This window comes from Streptomyces sp. NPDC002490 (genome assembly GCF_040296045.1).
Classification (GTDB): domain Bacteria; phylum Actinomycetota; class Actinomycetes; order Streptomycetales; family Streptomycetaceae; genus Streptomyces.
The window spans coordinates 1-16,626 of the sequence record NZ_JBEOWM010000051.1; the positions used below are offsets into that span (position 1 = coordinate 1).

The 16,626-nt window shown below is 70.7% G+C and carries 13 protein-coding genes and 1 pseudogene; 8 read left to right on the plus strand and 6 right to left on the minus strand.

Going from position 1 to position 16,626, the window contains the following annotated elements; genetic code table 11:
- Positions 1-655 (plus strand): tetratricopeptide repeat protein (locus tag ABT092_RS25680; protein WP_351247821.1); only part of this gene is annotated, 655 nt, incomplete at its 5' end.
- 107 nt (positions 656-762) lie between these two features.
- Here the strand turns inward: ABT092_RS25680 and ABT092_RS25685 are convergent.
- Both ABT092_RS25685 and ABT092_RS25690 read right to left on the minus strand, forming a co-directional pair.
- Positions 763-1,017: a hypothetical protein gene (locus ABT092_RS25685; RefSeq protein ID WP_351247823.1), complete on the minus strand. Its 255-nt coding sequence runs from the start codon at positions 1,015-1,017 to the stop codon at positions 763-765.
- 195 nt (positions 1,018-1,212) lie between these two features.
- Positions 1,213-1,593 (minus strand): hypothetical protein, encoded by a 381-nt coding sequence (locus ABT092_RS25690; protein ID WP_351247825.1) that lies wholly within the window; start codon positions 1,591-1,593, stop codon positions 1,213-1,215.
- A 933-nt stretch (positions 1,594-2,526) separates the two neighbouring features.
- Between ABT092_RS25690 and ABT092_RS25695 the strand changes: the two genes are divergently transcribed.
- Both ABT092_RS25695 and ABT092_RS25700 read left to right on the plus strand, forming a co-directional pair.
- Entirely contained in the window at positions 2,527-3,627 is a 1,101-nt protein-coding gene (locus ABT092_RS25695) for a hypothetical protein (RefSeq protein WP_351247827.1), read from the plus strand.
- A 52-nt stretch (positions 3,628-3,679) separates the two neighbouring features.
- Entirely contained in the window at positions 3,680-4,939 is a 1,260-nt protein-coding gene (locus tag ABT092_RS25700; protein ID WP_351247828.1) for an MAC/perforin domain-containing protein, read from the plus strand.
- Between the two features lie 608 nt (positions 4,940-5,547).
- Here ABT092_RS25700 and ABT092_RS25705 read toward each other — a convergent pair.
- Positions 5,548-7,818 (minus strand): LamG domain-containing protein, encoded by a 2,271-nt coding sequence (locus ABT092_RS25705; protein ID WP_351247830.1) that lies wholly within the window; start codon positions 7,816-7,818, stop codon positions 5,548-5,550.
- Positions 7,819-8,339: 521 nt separating this feature from the next.
- Here ABT092_RS25705 and ABT092_RS25710 point away from each other — a divergent pair.
- The 5 genes and pseudogenes from ABT092_RS25710 to ABT092_RS25730 all read left to right on the plus strand — a co-directional run bounded on the left by ABT092_RS25710 (position 8,340) and on the right by ABT092_RS25730 (position 11,545).
- On the plus strand, positions 8,340-8,606 hold the full coding sequence (locus ABT092_RS25710) for a helix-turn-helix transcriptional regulator (RefSeq protein WP_351247832.1): 267 nt from the start codon (positions 8,340-8,342) through the stop codon (positions 8,604-8,606).
- A gap of 124 nt (positions 8,607-8,730) precedes the next feature.
- Complete coding sequence (locus tag ABT092_RS25715) at positions 8,731-10,008, plus strand: tyrosine-type recombinase/integrase (protein WP_351247834.1); 1,278 nt, start codon at positions 8,731-8,733, stop codon at positions 10,006-10,008.
- Between the two features lie 41 nt (positions 10,009-10,049).
- Positions 10,050-10,214: a 3-hydroxyacyl-CoA dehydrogenase family protein gene (locus ABT092_RS25720; RefSeq protein ID WP_351247886.1), complete on the plus strand. Its 165-nt coding sequence runs from the start codon at positions 10,050-10,052 to the stop codon at positions 10,212-10,214.
- Between the two features lie 70 nt (positions 10,215-10,284).
- Positions 10,285-10,520, plus strand: a pseudogene (locus tag ABT092_RS25725) (ArsR/SmtB family transcription factor).
- Positions 10,520-11,545 (plus strand): sulfite exporter TauE/SafE family protein, encoded by a 1,026-nt coding sequence (locus tag ABT092_RS25730; RefSeq protein WP_351247836.1) that lies wholly within the window; start codon positions 10,520-10,522, stop codon positions 11,543-11,545. The pseudogene ABT092_RS25725 and the gene ABT092_RS25730 overlap by 1 nt, the downstream one beginning before the upstream one ends.
- A gap of 87 nt (positions 11,546-11,632) precedes the next feature.
- Here ABT092_RS25730 and ABT092_RS25735 read toward each other — a convergent pair whose 3' ends face one another.
- The 3 genes from ABT092_RS25735 to pheS all read right to left on the minus strand — a co-directional run bounded on the left by ABT092_RS25735 (position 11,633) and on the right by pheS (position 16,582).
- Positions 11,633-12,703: a PP2C family protein-serine/threonine phosphatase gene (locus ABT092_RS25735; protein ID WP_351247838.1), complete on the minus strand. Its 1,071-nt coding sequence runs from the start codon at positions 12,701-12,703 to the stop codon at positions 11,633-11,635.
- 226 nt (positions 12,704-12,929) lie between these two features.
- Positions 12,930-15,458: a phenylalanine--tRNA ligase subunit beta gene (pheT, locus tag ABT092_RS25740; RefSeq protein ID WP_351247840.1), complete on the minus strand. Its 2,529-nt coding sequence runs from the start codon at positions 15,456-15,458 to the stop codon at positions 12,930-12,932.
- Complete coding sequence (gene pheS / locus ABT092_RS25745) at positions 15,458-16,582, minus strand: phenylalanine--tRNA ligase subunit alpha (RefSeq protein WP_351247842.1); 1,125 nt, start codon at positions 16,580-16,582, stop codon at positions 15,458-15,460. Before pheS ends, pheT begins: the two co-directional genes overlap by 1 nt.
- Positions 16,583-16,626: the final 44 nt, after the last annotated feature.

The following is a 16,626-nucleotide window of genomic DNA, read 5'->3' on the forward strand; positions in this document are numbered from 1 at the left end:
GGAGGCCTTCGCCGACCTCCTCAACGACCGGGTGCGGGTGCTGGGCGAAGACCACCCCGACACCCTCACCACCCGGAACAACCTGGCCTCCTGGCGGGGGGAGGCGGGCGATGCGGCCGGGGCCGCGGAGGCCTTCGCCGACCTCCTCAACGACCGGGTGCGGGTGCTGGGCGAAGACCACCCCGCCACCCTCACCACCCGGAACAACCTGGCCTCCTGGCGGGGGGAGGCGGGCGATGCGGTTGGGGCCGCGGAGGCCTTCGCCGACCTCCTCAACGACCTGGTGCGGGTGCTGGGCGAAGACCACCCCGACACCCTCACCACCCGGAACAACCTGGCCTCCTGGCGGGGGGAGGCGGGCGATGCGGTTGGGGCTGCGGAGGCCTTCGCCGACCTCCTCAACGACCTGGTGCGGGTGCTGGGCGAAGACCACCCCGACACCCTCACCACCCGGAACAACCTGGCCTTCTGGCGGGGGGAGGCGGGCGATGCGGTTGGGGCCGCGGAGGCCTTCGCCGACCTCCTCAACGACCGGGTGCGGGTGCTGGGCGAAGACCACCCCGACACCCTCACCACCCGGAACAACCTGGCCTCCTGGCAGGGGAGGGCAGTTGGCGAGGTAGCGGAGGCCACCCACAGGAATCATCATTTGTGAGACAGCAGAGTCCACCGGCGGAGCCGGCGGGGTGTGGCGCTTGACCGGTGCGGGGGGCTTGGTCGGCTGCAGGGCCGGGTCGGCAGTTGCTGCGGCGGGGCCGGCGTTCACGGGTGAGGGCGCCAGGATGTGCAGGTACGGACGTTCGTCTTCGGCACCGTCTCGTTGGCTGCGGCGATGAGCTTCGGTGCGCTCCAGCGCAGTTTCGTGCCGATGGCCCGGGTGCTGGGGACGACGTCCGGGCGGTCGGTGTTCGCGTCGAACGCCGTCGCCTGTATGCGTCCGGCGAGGACGGGGACTGCTGAGGCGAGGACGGTGCCGTCGGCGGCCGGGGAGACCATGCCGCGCTCAGTCGTCATCATCGTGGTCGCCGCACCGAGTCCGAGTGGCTCGTGCCCATCCCGCCGTACGACGGTGCCGGTCCGGCGCTTCGGTCCTCGTCTGGGTGGCACCGTTCCTCTTCGCCGCCTCACGGGCCGTGGCTGCGCGGCGGCGCTCCGGGACGAGTCCGGCCAGGGTGCGCTGGGCCTGTGAGGTGGGGATGACCTTGTACGTGGTCATGCCGCCGTGCCACCGCGGCGGAGTTCGTAGGTGTCGAGGTCGTAGTCGCCCATGACGACGTCGAGGGGGACGCCGTCGTCGATGCCGTCCTCGTCGTCGGCCACGGCCTGGGCGAGGGCGGGGTGGATCTTTGCCATCCACTCGACCCGGTAGGCGCTGATCACGTCTCGGACCGTGTGCAGTGGTTCGCCGCTGTCCTGGTGGAACGGCGCGGCCTCGAGCTCGGCGACGAAGCGCTGGAGCAGGTCGGGCCAGGGGGCGAGGGCGGCCTTCAGCCCGCTGATGCTTTGCGGGCCCTCGTCCGCGTCCAGTTGGTACGGCGAGCGGGTCGGCGGAACCGATTCAGCTGTGGGGGGCGGTACTCGGGTTGCACTCATCGGGTTCTCTCTACGGTTTGCGGAAGCGGCATCGCCCAGTGTCGGGCCCGGACGGCCTGGACTGCCCGGATCCTCCGGCCGTCACCCCACCGGATGACACGCGGCCGCTCCACTGACGCGGCACCTGGAGAGGGTGACGCAGCACGGGTAGCGGACGGTTGGACCGCTCGAGGTAGCGGTCCTGACCTCCCCAGGGTGCGCACGACGGTGCGGCCGCGGCCATGTTGGCGGCGGCGATCCGGGTGCGGGCCTGCTTCATCGGGGCCGGCGCGTCTTCCGCGGCGACGTCGGTCTCGGGGGTATGCCCGGCGCGACAGGGCTTCGCATCGGTCTTCGTCTTCGGCTCCACCGCTTCCGCGATGCCCGGATCCGCCGGGAGGGCGGCGCGGGCTGGCGGTGTGCCTCGATCGCGCGTCGGTGCCCGTCCGGCGGCGGCCAGCGTTCCATCGGGGGTCGGGCGAGCGGGTGCGGCCGGGGCCGGAGCGTGGTCCGCGGCGACGTCGGGCTCGGGAAGGCCCGGCGGGGCGGCTCCCGCAGCGCGGTGGTCTGCCGCTCCACCGTGGCCGCGATGGCTCGGTTCACTCGCGTCGGCGGCGCCGCGTTCTGGTGGGCGGCGGTAGCCCTCCGGCGGCGGGCGCGGTCGGCTGCGGGGCCGGGCAGGCGGCCGCCGGGCCAGGGAGAGGAGCAACCCTGGGTCGACGAACGAGCAAGGCGGGAGATTGTCACATGATCGGGCGGACAAGTCCGCTACAGGCTCTCCGTCCGGCTGGCCCGGAAGCTCATCTCCGGCCTGGCCTCCTTCACTGTGCGCGTCCGGGGTGCCACGGGGCGAGCGGGGCGCGCACCCCAGTGAATCGGGAGCACCGGGAGCATTGCCGCACGTCCGCCCGGGGATAGGACGGGCAGCGGGCCCGTCACGAGAGGAGTTCCGGCATGGACATCAAGTTCCGCAAGATCGCCGCGAAGAGCGGCGAAGAGCACACTCTGACCCTGCCCGTGGAAACGAGGCTGGCCGACGTGCGGAGGCTGCTGGAGAAAGCCCGGTTCATCACGCCCGACGGCGCGGGCGAGTCTGGTCCCAAGTACCGCTTCCTGGAGGTCCGGGCGGATTCGCGGCAGGACTTCAAGACGACCGCGGGCTCCATTGACCCGAACCTGGAGGACGAGCTCGACCTGAAGAAGGTACTCCACCTGAGCGGCAACGGCGTCCGCAGCGTCAACGTCGTTGACATCGTGGCCGCGAGTCCCGCCCTCGTCGGGCTCTCCACGGACTCCTTCGTCAACCACTACCTGCGCGTGACCGTCATCCTGAACAACTCGGCGAACGGGCGGGAGGAGAACGCGAAGCTGAAGGGCGCGTTCGAGCCCGTCATGTTGACGGATGCCCGGCCGGCGGACCCGATGAAGGCCTCCAAGTACGACAACGTCTGCATCGCCCTGGAGGGATCGGTCGTTGAGTTCGTCTTCACGTCGTGGGCCTGCGCCGGCTACGAGGGCGAGCTCAGGGACGGGTACGACAGCTTCATCGACTACGGGTACGCCGTCCCCGACAAACCCGGCTCCTGGGTCACGATGGCCGAGCGCGAGTACTCGGACTCCGGAAAGATGATCACGGTCGTCGGCGAGAAGAAGGACACGTCCGGCGATATCGACATCAACCTCCAGAAGGTCGTCGTCAAGGCGCGTCGGGTCTTCGAGCTCACGGTGGGCGACAAGAAGACCACGGACCACTCCACACCGCCCGAGGTCCCGGAGTACACGTCCGCCACCGTCGCCTCCGGCGCCGCCTCTTCCGCAGCGGCCGCACCCCCGCACGGCAACACCGTCGTCATCATCCCCCCGGACGACCAGCACCCCGGCAAGCTCGTCCCGTCCAAGCACAAGTCCGGGGACAACAGCGGCGGGACCGTCGATCCCGGCGACACGGAGGACTGGGAGAAGGGCTCGAAGGTCGAGATCTCCTTCTTCGTCGTCAAGTCCGTCGACGAGGCCCACCGGATCATCGACTTCTACAACGCGCCGCCGGCCACCTGAGCACCCCGGACCACCCCGCCCCATGTGAACCGGCCGAACAAGGAACCCGAACATGAGCAAGTCCCCGACCGACCTGATCGACGTGGTGAACACCGACGGCGACGCGCGCAGCGTCAAGCTCGACCCTGCCGCCACGCTCACGAAGACCCGTGAGGTACTGACCGCCCTCGGCGTCATGACGCCGAACGACTCCTTCCTGCACGGCGAAGCCGCCGTCGAACGGACTCAGGAGGACCAGACGCTCCTCTCCGAACTCCTGGGCAGCGGCACCAAGGTCGTGATCGGCGACCCGGCCGACCTGACGCAGCTGAAGAGCCCCGACGGCGTGGAGCGCTACCGCCAGCTCACCCATCCGCAGAAGGCCGGGATCCTGGACAACGTCGACATCCGGAACGGCCGCATCCCGGACACCGGCGAGGGGCTGAAGACCAGCACCGAGAAGGTGTACCTCTGGAACGGCGACGAACTGCCCGCCTCCGTCCAGCCCACCATCTCCTCCGAGAAGTCCAGCAGTTACAGCTTCTCCGAGCTCACCCAGCACTTGGAGGTCACCGGGACGACATCGGCGTCCGCCTCGCTCAGCACCCCGTACGGCAGCGGCGAGGTGGCGTACAAGCACGCCCGCAAGGAGTCCACCGACCGGAAGACGGTCACCGAGTACCTCGTCAGCCGCTTCCTCGTCCGGGAGATGGAACTGACGGTGAAGCTCTCGCAGGTGACGGTGGACCCGGCCTTCGTCGCGGCGGTCAAGCAGGCCGTCACGCTGGAGGGCGACCAGGACCAGCACTCCGAGCACCTCGGCCGGCTCCTCGACGTCCTCGACACCTGGGGGTACTTCGTCGCCACCGGCGTCACCCTCGGCGGCGCGGTCTACGGGACGCAGTCGACCACCATCACCGAGTTCTCCCACGCGGAGTCGGAGAAGGAGGACTTCTCGGCGACCGTCGAGGCCAAGTTTGGGAGCATCGGCGCCAAGGGGAGCTACAAGCAGTCCCACGGCGAGGACTCCTCCGGCACGTCCAAGCAGAAGTACGAGAACACCACCCTGCAGGCCCTGGGCGGCTCGCCTCTCGTCTCCGAGGCCGACCTCTCCCTCTGGGCAGCCTCCCTCAACAAGGCCCTCAACTGGCGCATCATCGCCTACACCGAGCTGACCCCCGTCCTCCTGCTGCTGACCGAACGGAAGCGCCTCGACGGCGTCCCCTACGCGAGCATCCTCGACGACGCGCTCGCCACCCTGGAGAGCGCGGCCTCCAACCGCAACGCCGTCAGCCTCGGCGAGTACGCCTCCCGGGTCCGCAAGGCCCTCTAGTGCCGCATCAGGCAACGTTCGCCCGCCTCCAGCACCAGCACCGCACCGGCGGCATCGTGGACGACGGCGGGCTGGCCGTGGTGCGGTTGTTGACCGTGGCGTCGCAGTGGGACCACGCGCGCTCTGCCCTCGCGCACGTGGCGGACCACGCGCCGTTGCCCGGCCCGGAGGCACGGCTGCTGGTGTTGATGCTGACGCTGCGCACCGCGCGTGCTGGGACGGGCAACCTCGTCGGCCAGGACCTGGCGGGCTGGGGTCTGACCGACCCGGAGGGCCTGGTCGAGCAGCTGACCGGCTGCGGCTGGCTGTCCCTGCCCGGCACCGCCGGAGACCTGCTGGCTTCCCGGCCGGAGGACCCCACTCTGATCACCGTCCCCTCCCTCCTGCCGGACCAGGGCGGGACGGGTCCGTTCTCGTTCGGGAACGAAGACGCGGCCCAAGCAGTTCGGCTGGGCGCAGCAGGTGGTCTCGTACAAGAAGTTGCGCAAGGCCAAGGCGACCGCGGGTGGGCGGTTGCTCGCGCTGACGTTGGCGACCCAGATCGATGTCGCGGGGGCCCTTGGTGCCGGCGGGCACGGGGTGGCCCTGACCGTGCTCACCGACCGGGTTCAGGTCGAGGTCGGCGAGCTGCAGCAGTTGGTCGCGACGGACTGGCTCGCCGACGCCGCCTTCACCGACCACCGCCTCACCGGCCGGCTGACCGACCGCGTCCTTCCCCTCAACTGCCCCCTACCGGCCGCGGGTTCGTCCGCATGACCGTGCCCTCCAGCTGACCCGGTGGCAGTGGGCGGGCCGGGGTGCCGCCGCACGACGGCCCACCGATCCCCCGCACAGTCCTCCGCCGCGGCCGGCGGCCGGCGCGGAACAGCGCGACGTTGATCGACAGCACGCGCCCAATCCCCCCAGCAGACGGCGACAGCGGCACGGAGAGCACCCCGTTCGATGTGTTCTCCGGGTCCTTGTGTATCCACTCCGGGGTGGTGTTGTGGGGTGGTTGAGTGGAGTTGGCCGGAAAAAGCGTCATGTGGTCTGGAAGGCGACGGCCGGCGGGCGAGGTGGTTCTGCCCGTGCTGGTGGTTCTCCCGCCGTGGCCTGGGCCATCGGGGCCAGTAGGCGAGGAGGTCCTGCTTGTCGCCCTTGAGGCGGGTGAAGAGGTTGTCGAGGACCTGCTCATCGGTACGGGCGGTGCGCCACAGCCTCACCTCTTCGAGGGTGCCGGTGTAGAACTCGCCGAAGGTGCCGGCGTTGTCGAGTGCGCCGAGGGTGAGCTGCTCCGAGCCCCAGGTGGTGAGCGAGTTGGTGGTGGGGGTGGTAGCGGGGATGGGGTGGCCGTTGCGGTAGAGGGTGAGGCTGCTGGCCGTGGGGTCGGGGTCCGCGGTCCAGCGGGCACCGCGGAGTTTGAGGTCGAAGCCGCCGGCGGTGTCGGCGGTGATGTTGCCGGTGTTCTCCTCGAAGGTCCAGCGGGCGGCCAGGCCGTCGTCCCGGCGCTCGACGGCGGTGCCGAGCTGGTCCTTCTCCCGCGCCTTGGCCCAGATTCGCACCTCGCCGATGACACCCGTCAGGTGGTAGCGGCTGGTGCCGTCCTGAGCACGGCCGATCTCCAGCGGTCCGTCGTTGCCACGCGGACCGGGGCCGGTGTAGCGGGTGGTGCCGTAGTCGGCGCCGTCGACAACGAACGTGATGTCCTGCCATTGCTCGACATCGACACGTTCGACCACGTCGAACTCCTGCTCCGTGGTCGTCCCCTGGGCGTTGGTGATCGGGTACTTCCGCTTGCCCTTCACCTCCTGGGTGGTGCTCCCGGCGCGGCGCACGACCGCGATCCGGCAGGGGCCGGTGCCGATCGCGGTGGAGGAGGTGAACCGCTTCACCACCGGCCCGGGCTCCTCGAAGGCGAACTCCAGCTTCCCGCCCGCCAGCACCGACAGTTGGTAGGGGACGGTGCCACCGGCGCCGTCGGCGAGCTGTCCCTTGGAGATCAGGCCCTGCCGGGTGGCGACGGGGTCGAGCTGGGCGAAGACCTCGATGGTCAGATCGCCCACGATGTCGAGCTGGTCGGCGTCCGGAGTCTGCGCCCATGCCGCACCGTTGAACCTGAGCGCCCAGGACTGCTCAAGCACGGCGGCGACATGGTCCCACTGCCCGTAGCGGAAATCCTCGCTGCTGACCCGGACCCGGTCGCCGACCGCGGCGGAGACCTGGTAACGGGTGGCCGGGGAGACGCAGGTGCCGGGCTTGCCCCACAGGCCGCCGGTGTGCTGAGCGGGCGAAGAGTCGGTGTACAGATCCTGGCCGCTGCCGTCGCCCGGGGTGGTGTTGAGGCTGTCGTGATCGTAGGTCCAAGCCCCGGCCAGGTCAGTCTCCGTGCCGTCGACCCGGTTGCGCATCAGGGCCCCGATCTCGGCCTCGGTCCGGACCGTGCTCCACGTCCGCAGCTCCGCCAGTGCCCCGGGGAAGAACGTGAACGGCGCAATGTCAGCGCAGCCGACGATGAGGAAGGTCGCGGTGGCCGGAACGGAGCGGGCGGTGCGGCGTGCTTCCTCCCGGCCGTCGCGGTAGACGACCTGCGTTTTGGCGGCGTGGTCGAAGGTCACCGCCCAGTGGTGCCACGCCCCGTCCGTGCTGGGCGTGGGTGTCGTCAGGGTCTCGGCGGCGGTACCCGTGCCGAAGGTGAAGAAGAACTTCCCGTCGGCGGTGAAGCCCAGCGCCAGCCCGTTCGACCCGCAGGAGACGATGGTGTCCACCACGGTGCGGCCCGTCGTGTGCTTCAGCCACATCTCGATGGTGAAGTCGGCCCCGGCCGGGTTCGCGTTGTCGATCTTCATCCCGTCGTTGATGCCGTCGAGGTCGACCCCGAAGTCCCGGCCGGCCCCACACACTTGTCGAGTGCCTACAAACTCTGCGGCAGCCGCCACCTATCAAGGAGCCCCCACCGTGGCCACCCCTTTGCGCGACCGTTGCACGCGTGGCCGCCCCTTGGCCACCCCTGGCTCGTCCAACTCCGGACCGAAGCTCTCAGCGCGACCATAGAAAACGAAAAACCCCAGGTCACGGCAAGTGAGTCCTGGGGAGCCGCCTTCGGGATTCGAACCCGATACCTACGCATTACGAGCACGGTAGGGACCATGTCGGGCTGTGCTGTTCAGGTCGCCGGATGCCCTTTGGCGTGATCAGAGCACCGCTGCTGGTTCGGCGGGTGCCGGGCGATGCTGCGTTACCCAAGGGCACGCCGCCTCGTCGACCCCGGCGCCTTGCCGCAATGGTCTCCGAAGATCGCGTAGGGGCGCTTACAGAGGGGGCGGTCAAGGCTCCAATATCACCGATAACCAGGCTCCTCCAAGTCGCTCTTTCTCTGGACCATCCTCCTGTCACCTCACAGCCGGACGACAGGAATACAGTCATGCCCCAGGAAATCTCACAGCACGAAACGGCCTTCTTGAGCCTTCCCCGGGCAGCGGCGTATCTGGGGCTCTCCCCGAACACCCTCTATGTCTGGCGCCACCGACGCCAAGGGCCGCCGAGCTTCCACATGGGCCGTCGCGTCATGTACCGGATCACGGCGCTCGACGATTGGGTGCGGGCCCAAGAGCTTTCCGATTCACGGTCGAACCCCTCTCTTGACCCGCTTCACCAAAAGCCTCAGACCCGTACACGCAGGATTTCATAGCGAAGCCCCCCTTCGAAAAATTCTTCAAATAGACCTCCGGATGCGGGATAAGGAACGGTTCCAGCCAGCGTTCTGAACACCCACTCGGGAGGAATCACCGCACCACAAGGGGAGCAGCAATCGCATGGCCGGTTACATAGAGGACCGATGGCTGAAGAAGCGGCCGAACAAGGAGACCGGGAAGCGCGAGCGCACCGCCCTGTACGGCAAAGGCATGCGGTATCGGGTCAAGGGGATACCCGGTGTGCAGGACCGTTCGTTCACCACAAGCGAGGATGCTAAGAAGTGGCTGGCGACCGCCCAGACCGACTCCAGTCGGGGCGAGTTCATCGACCCCCGCGATGGCGCGATCTCGGTCGGCGACTACATCGTGGAGCACTGGTGGCCGGGGCGGACCGACGAGCCCTCGACCGCCGGCCCGATGGCCAGCAGGATCAACAATCACCTCATTCCACTGCTCGGCGAGGTCGCGCTGCGGGACATCGACGCATCCATCCTGCGCACCTTCAAGGCGACTCTGTTGACACGAGTCGAGGCTTCGACCGCAGAGACGATCTGGGCACATCTCTCATCCGTCCTCAGTAGCGCCGTGGACGACAAGCGGCTTCCGCAGAACCCCATCAGGGTCTACAAGAGTGTCAAAGCGCCACGTGCCAAGGAGAAGAAGGCCAAGGCATGGTCCCGTGCGACCGTCGATGCCGTCCGGGAGCAGCTCCAGGAGCGCTACCGGTTCGCCGTGGACTTGGGGATCGGACTCGGGCTGCGCCAAGGCGAGGCGTTCGGCCTGGCCTACGAGGACTTCGATTTCAAGAATCAGGTCGTGCGCATCCAGCGCCAGCTTCAGTGGGACACGAAAGGTCGTCCGTACTTCTGCCTCCCGAAGGGAGGGAGGACCCGAGAGGTGCCGCTACCTCCCAACTTGGAGGTTCGTGCTCACGCACACTTCGAGCGCTTTCCCCCCGTCGCATGCACCCTCCCCTGGCGAAACCCGGAACCCCCGACCACCGCGCTGGAGAAGCGCCAGCGCCAGCCGATCACCGTACGGCTGGTGCTCACCAGCTCCCGCCAGAACCGGATCTACCACCAGACCTGGAACAAGCGAACCTGGCGTCCCGCTTTGGCCGCTGCCGGGCTGCTCACCCTGATCGGCGAGGAACTCCAGCGGTACGGAGGCCGGACCCGCCGATACCCCGTCTACTCGTCATCGCGATCGGACATGTTCCACGTCCTGCGGCACACGTACGCCAGTGTGCAGTTGGAGGCGGGCGAGTCGGTGGTGAGCGTCTCGGTCTGGCTCGGGCACTCCTCCCCCAAGGTCACGCTCGACCACTACGCCCACTTCATGCCCGGGGCCGGGCAACGCGGTCTGGCCGTGATGGACTCCTGGCTCTCCGGCAACTGACGCAAGTCCCTGAGAAGTCCCTGACCACCTGATCGAACCGCCTGCCGCTCCATGAAATGGCAGGTCAGAGGCATAACCAAGCGATGGACTCCATGTACGCGGAGTTCAAGGAGCCCCTGTACGCCGCTCCCCCGCTGCTCCAGCGGATGGTGGACGCGGGCCGGCTGGGCCGGAAGTCGGGCTCGGGGTTCTACCCCTACGGTTGAGTCTCTGACCTGCTACGCAGCCCAGTACGGGCCGGCACGAGGACCCCGGCCAGCGCCCTGCGCCCTTTCGGTGCTGTCGGGGTCTTCCCTCGTCACGCGGTGGAAGGTCCCCACGGCGGACCTGGGGCGGACGAACCTGTCCGACCTCTGCGGGTGCTGCGCGAGGCCGGAGTGGTGGACACGGAGCCGTGCGGACGGTTCACCTACTACCGGCTGAAGTCCGAGGTGCTCGACGCCCTCGCAGGGCAGTTCGCCGATCTCGCCGCGACCGCCCGCGTCCGTGCCGACCGCAAGAGGGCGTGCTGATGGCTCAGGCGGGCACCACGGCCCCCGGCGCCCCCGACTGGGTCCTGGGGCCGGCGGTGATGTTCGCACTGGCGTGGATCTTCCTGCCGGATCTGCCCGAGTACCGCACCGGGTCGCCGACCACGCCCGCCCCGCCCGGCGTACCGACGAGCTTCGTGAAGAACACATTGCAGCCCGTCGTTCCCCAGCAGGCACCGCCGATACTGGCGACGCAGCGGGGGAAGGGCGGAACAGCGGTGGAGTGGTGGACGATCTGGGCGGGCCTGGCAGCCGGCCTGATGATCTCAGCAGTAACGGCACCCGTCGGGGTCTCGGGAGCGGTCTTCCTGCTTCCGGTCCACCTGAGCGTCTTCGGCGTACCCAACCCTGCCGTCACGCCGACCAACCTGCTGTTCAACGTCGTGGCCGGACCGGGTGCCCTCTGGCGGTACCGCCGCGACGGGGCCCTGCGCGGCAGCCTGGTCCGGCGCATGGTCACCGGAACTCTTCCCGGCGTCGTCCTCGGCGCAACCGTCCGCGTCTTCGTCCTGCCCGGCCCAGGCGTCTTCCGGGTGCTCGTCGCCGCCCTGCTCCTCCCGCTCGGCCTGTGGCTGTGCTTCCGCACCCTCTCCCGGGCTCGCGAGGACCGGGGTGCGGCCACGGAACCGTCCCCGGCCGCGCTCACCGCTCTGGCCGTGGTGGTGGGAACGGTCGGCGGGATCTACGGCATCGGTGGCGGATCCCTCCTCGGTCCGATCCTCGCCGCCCGCGGCCTGCCCATGAACAGGGTGGCGCCGGCCGCCCTCGCCGCCACGTTCGCCACCTCCATCGTGGGTGCGGCCACCTACGCTGCGCTGTCCCTCCTCAGCTCGGGCGATGTCGCGCCCGACTGGCCGCTGGGACTGGCCTGCGGCCTCGGCGGACTGGCGGGGGGCTATCTGGGAGCACGCCTCCAGCCCCGCTTCCCGGAGAAGGCCCTGCGTCTCCTCCTCGGCACGCTCGCCACCACCGTGGGCACGCTCTACGCGCTACAGGCCCTGGCCTGACGGAACAAGCAGCGGGCGGACGCCCCGGGTGGTGCGACACGGCCGCCGACCACCTCGGCCGCATCCACTGATGTGGAACCGCGGCCCTCAGATGACCCGGTGCGCCGGTCGCGGCACCGGTCCCGCCGGGCCGGGGCCGGTCCGGGGGCGGTCGTTGCGCAGCACCAGCAGGGTCACGTCGTCAGTGGGCGGACCGCCGGTGTGGCGCAGCAACTGGTGGAACACCGTGCGGACCACCCCCTCGGGACAGAGCGGGACGGAGCGGATGGCGTCCATCAGCACCACGTCCAGCGGGAAGAACCGGCCGTGCCGGTCGCGGGCGTCCACCGCGCCGTCGGTGTGCAGGAACAGCGCTTCGCCGGGCAGCAGCCGTCCGCAGTTCACCGGCGGGAGCAGCTCCGGGAGCGGGAACGGGCCGAGCGGGGGCAGCGGGTCGGCGTCGGTGACGGGAAAGGCGCGGCCCCGGGTGCCGCACGGCCCGGCGAGGGCGCGCAGCCGGTACGGCCAGGGGTGTCCGCAGTTGAGGGCGAGGACCCGGCCGTCGCGGGCGATCTCCAACAGCAGCAGGGTGACGAAGTCCTCGCCGGCGGCGGATACCGCGGCCCCGGGGCGGGTGGCCCGTTCGGCGAGGTGGCGGGCGAAGGCCCGGTCCAGGCGGTGGAGCACCGCGGCGAGTCGGGGCTCCTCGTGGCCCGCCTCGCGGAAGCTGCCGAGGACGGCGGCGACCGCGGCGAGGGCGGCCGGACCGTGCCCGCGGACGTCGCCCATGACGACGCGGACCCCGTGTTCGGTGGCGAGCACCTCGTAGAGGTCGCCGCCGACTCCGGCACCGTGCGCGGCGGTGCGGCGCCCGCCGGCGAGGGCGAGGCCGTCGAGCCGGTCCGGCAGAGGGTGGAGCAGGGCGTTCTGCACGGCCCGGGCGAGCTGCCGCAGGTGGCGCGTCTCCCGCCGTACGGCGGTGCGGGCGTGCAGGGCGTACCCGGCGCCGGCGGCGCAGAACACCGCACCGGTGAGGAACCGGGCGGCGAGGTCCTCGGCGCGGGCCAGGGGGCAGACGAGTTCGTAGGTGGCGGCGAGGGCGCCCCAGAGGGCGGGCGGGCCGAAGGCGCGCAGGGCGGATCGGGCCCGGGGAAGGTCCCCGGCACTGGTGCGGATCATGCCGGCGATCTCCCTCGTAGGCCCTGCTCCCGGGCCGAAACCCTTACGCTCGGGTCGATTCTGACGAGTGCACGGGGCTGCCGTGCCGCAGCAGCCGGTAGTGCCACCCGATCGAGTGAGCGGGGTGCGGGCATGCACGAGGGGGCGCGTCCCGGACTCGGGACGCGCCCCCTGAGGTGCGCTCACCGGGCGGAGGGCCCGGTGGAACGGCGGTCCGCCCGTGGGCTCAGGCCCCGCGCAGGACCGCTCCGACGCCCTCCGCCGCCGAGGCGAGGGCCGCGTCACGGGCGGCCGAAGCCTCCTCGACGGTCAGCGTCCGGTCGGGTGCCCGGAAGCGCAGCGCGTACGCCAGCGACTTCTTGCCCGACTCGATCTGGTCGCCGGTGTAGACGTCGAACAGCCGGACGGACTCCAGCAGCGGACCCGCGCCGAGGCGGAGCCGGTGCTCCACCGCGGCGGCCGGCACCGAGGCGTCGACCACGACCGCCACGTCCTGGGTCGCCACCGGGAAGGTGGAGATCCGGGGGGCCTCGGGCAGGCCCTCGCCGGCCCGCTGGAGGAGGTCGAGGTTGAGCTCCATGGCGCTGGTCCGGGCCGGGAGCCCGAACGCCTTGACGACCCGCGGGTGCAGTTCACCGGCATGGCCGACGAGGGTCTTCACCCCGTCGAGCACCACGTGCAGCGCCGCGCAGCGACCGGGATGCCAGGGCCCGTACTGGCCCTGGTCCACGGCGAGTTCGGCGCCCACCTCGCGGGCGACCGTACGGGCGGCCTCGATCGCGTCGGCCCAGTTCCCGGGGCGGCCGGCGCCCCACCAGCCGGCCTGTTCACGGGCGCCCGCGAGGACGACCGCGACATGGCGGGGCTGGACGGGCAGCGCGGCGGTGAGCGCCACGATCTGCTCGTCGGAGGGCCGGTGCTCGACGGGCAGCCGGGCCGCGGTCCGCTGCTCCTCACGGGGGTGGAACACCAGTCCGGTCTCGAACAGGGCCAGGTCGTGGCTGCCTCGGCCGTCGTTGCGGCGCAGCGCGCCGAGCAGGCCCGGCAGCAGCGTGGTGCGCAGCGCCGGTTCCTCGTCGCTCAGCGGGTTGACCAGCCGGACCGTGCGGCGGTCGGGGTCGTCGGCGTCCAGTCCGAGCTGGTCCAGCGCCTGCGCGCCGAGGAACGGGTAGTTCAGCGCCTCCACGTAGCCGGCTCCGGCGAGCGCCCGGCCGACTCGGCGGTGCAACCGCTGGCGGTGGGTCAGGCCGCGGCCCGCGGGGGGCCGGGGCAGGGTGGCGGGCAGGTTCTCGTAGCCCTCCAGCCGGATGACCTCTTCGGCGAGGTCGTTGGGGTCGGTGAGGTCGGGACGCCAGGACGGCACGGTGACCGTCAGCTCGTCCTGCCCGTACACGTCGCAGCCGACCTGCTGGAGGCGGCGCACCACCGTCTCCCGCCCGTAGGTGACGCCGGCCACCCGGTCCGGGTGGTCGGCGCTGATCCGGATGGTGTGCGGGGCGGCCGGGCCGATGAACTCGGTCACGCCCGCGTCCGCGGTGCCGCCCGCGAGCAGGATCAGCAGGTCCACGGTGCGCTGGGCGGCGGCGGACGCGGCCAGCGGGTCGACGCCGCGCTCGAAGCGCTTGGACGCCTCCGAGGACAGCTTGTGCCGGCGGGCGGCCCGCGCGATGGTCACCGGGTCGAAGTGCGCGGCCTCCACCACGACCTCGGTGGTGCCGGTCACCTCACCGCTGTGCGGGTCGGTGACGGCGTCGGCGATCTCGGTGTCCGCACCGCCCATGACCCCCGCGAGGCCGATGGGCCCGCGGTCGTCGGTGATCACCAGGTCCTCGGCGTCGAGGGTGCGTCGAACCCCGTCCAGGGTCGTCAGTTCCTCCCCCGCGGCGGCCCGGCGCACGCCGAGCGGACCGCCCACCCGGTGCCGGTCGTAGGCGTGCAGCGGCTGGCCGAGCTCCAGCATCACGTAGTTGGTGATGTCGACGGCCAGCGAGATCGGGCGCATCCCGGCCTTCTGGAGGCGGCGGCGCAACCAGATGGGGGACCGCGCCTCGGGGTCGACCCCGGTGACGGTGCGGGCGGTGAAGCGGTCGCAGGCCCGCGGGTCGGCGACCTGGACCGGGTAGCCGTAGGCGTTGGGGCCGGGCACGTCGAGCAGGGCGGGGTCGCGCAGCGGCAGCCCGTAGGCGGTGGCCGCCTCGCGGGCCACGCCGCGCATCGACAGGCAGTAGCCGCGGTCGGGGGTGACCGCGATGTCGAGGACCTCGTCCACGAGCTCCAGCAGCTCGATGGCGTCGGTGCCCACCTCCAGCTCGGGCGGCAGCACGATGATGCCCTTGGTGCCGTCGTCGCCCATGCCCAGCTCGTCGCTGGAGCAGATCATGCCGCGCGAGACCCTGCCGTAGGTCTTGCGCTCGGCGATCGCGAAACCGCCGGGCAGTTCGGCCCCGGGCAGCACCACGACGACCTTGTCGCCCACGGCGAAGTTGCGGGCGCCGCAGACGATCTCCTGCGGCTCGCCGGTGCCGTTGGCGGCGCCGACGTCGACGGTGCAGAAGCGGATGGGCTTCTTGAAGCCCTCCAACTCCTCGATGGTGAGGACCCGGCCGACGACGAGGGGGCCCTTGAGGCCGGCGCCGAGTTGTTCGACCGTCTCCACCTCCAGGCCGGCGGCGACCAACCGGGCCTGGACGTCACGGCCGGTTTCGGTGGCGGGGAGGTCGACGTACTCCCGCAGCCAGGAAAGCGGGACCCGCATCAGATCTCCATCCCGAAGGGTCGGGTGAACCGGACGTCACCCTCGACCATGTCTCGCATGTCTTCGACGTTGTGGCGGAACATCAGCATCCGCTCGATGCCGAACCCGAAGGCGAACCCGCTGTACTTCTCCGGGTCGACGCCGCAGGCGACCAGCACCCGGGGGTTGACCATGCCGCAGCCGCCCAGCTCGATCCAGCCCTCGCTGCCGCAGGTGCGGCAGGGGCGGTCGGGGTTGCCGACGGACTCGCCGCGGCACACGTAGCAGAGCATGTCCATCTCGGCGGACGGCTCGGTGAAGGGGAAGTAGTTGGGCCGCAGCCGGGTCGTCATGTCGGCCCCGAAGAGCGACTGGACCATGTGGTCCAGGGTGCCCTTGAGGTCGGCCATGGTGAGGCCCTCGTCGACGGCCAGCAGCTCGATCTGGTGGAAGACCGGGGTGTGCGTCGCGTCCAGTTCGTCGGTGCGGTAGACCCGTCCCGGGCACACCACGTAGACGGGCAGTTCGCGGGCGAGCAGCGCCCGGGCCTGCACCGGGGAGGTGTGGGTGCGCAGGACGACGCCGGACTCCGTGCCCTCGCCCTCCGGCCCGGCGACGAAGAACGTGTCCTGCATCTGCCGGGCGGGGTGGTCCGGGGTGAAGTTCAGGGCGTCGAAGTTGAACCACTCGGCCTCGGCCTCGGGGCCCTCGGCGATCTCGTAGCCCATGTCGACGAAGACGTCGGCGACGCGCTCCATCAGCGTGGTCAGCGGGTGGCGGGCGCCGGCCGGTACGCGGTCGTACGGCAGGGTGACGTCCACCGCCTCCTCGACCAGGACGCGGGCGTCGCGCTCGGCCTCCAGTTCGGCCTGGCGGGCGGCGAGCGCCTTGTTCACGGCTCCCCGGGCCTGGCCGACGCGCTTGCCGGCCTCGGCCTTGGCCTGCGGGGGCAGGGCGCCGATCTCCCGGTTGGCGAGCGCCAGCGGGGAGGTGCCTCCCGTGTGGGCGATCTTCGCCTCCTGGAGCCCGGCGAGGTCACCGGCGGACGCGAAGGCGGCGAGCGCCTCGTCCCGCATGCGCTCGATCTCTTCCGGTTTCAGTGCCTCGACCTCGACAGGGTCGTACGACTTGTTCGGTGCCGACATCTCTTCCCGTGCTTCCGATTGGCTGGCGGATGGTCCCCGTCCCG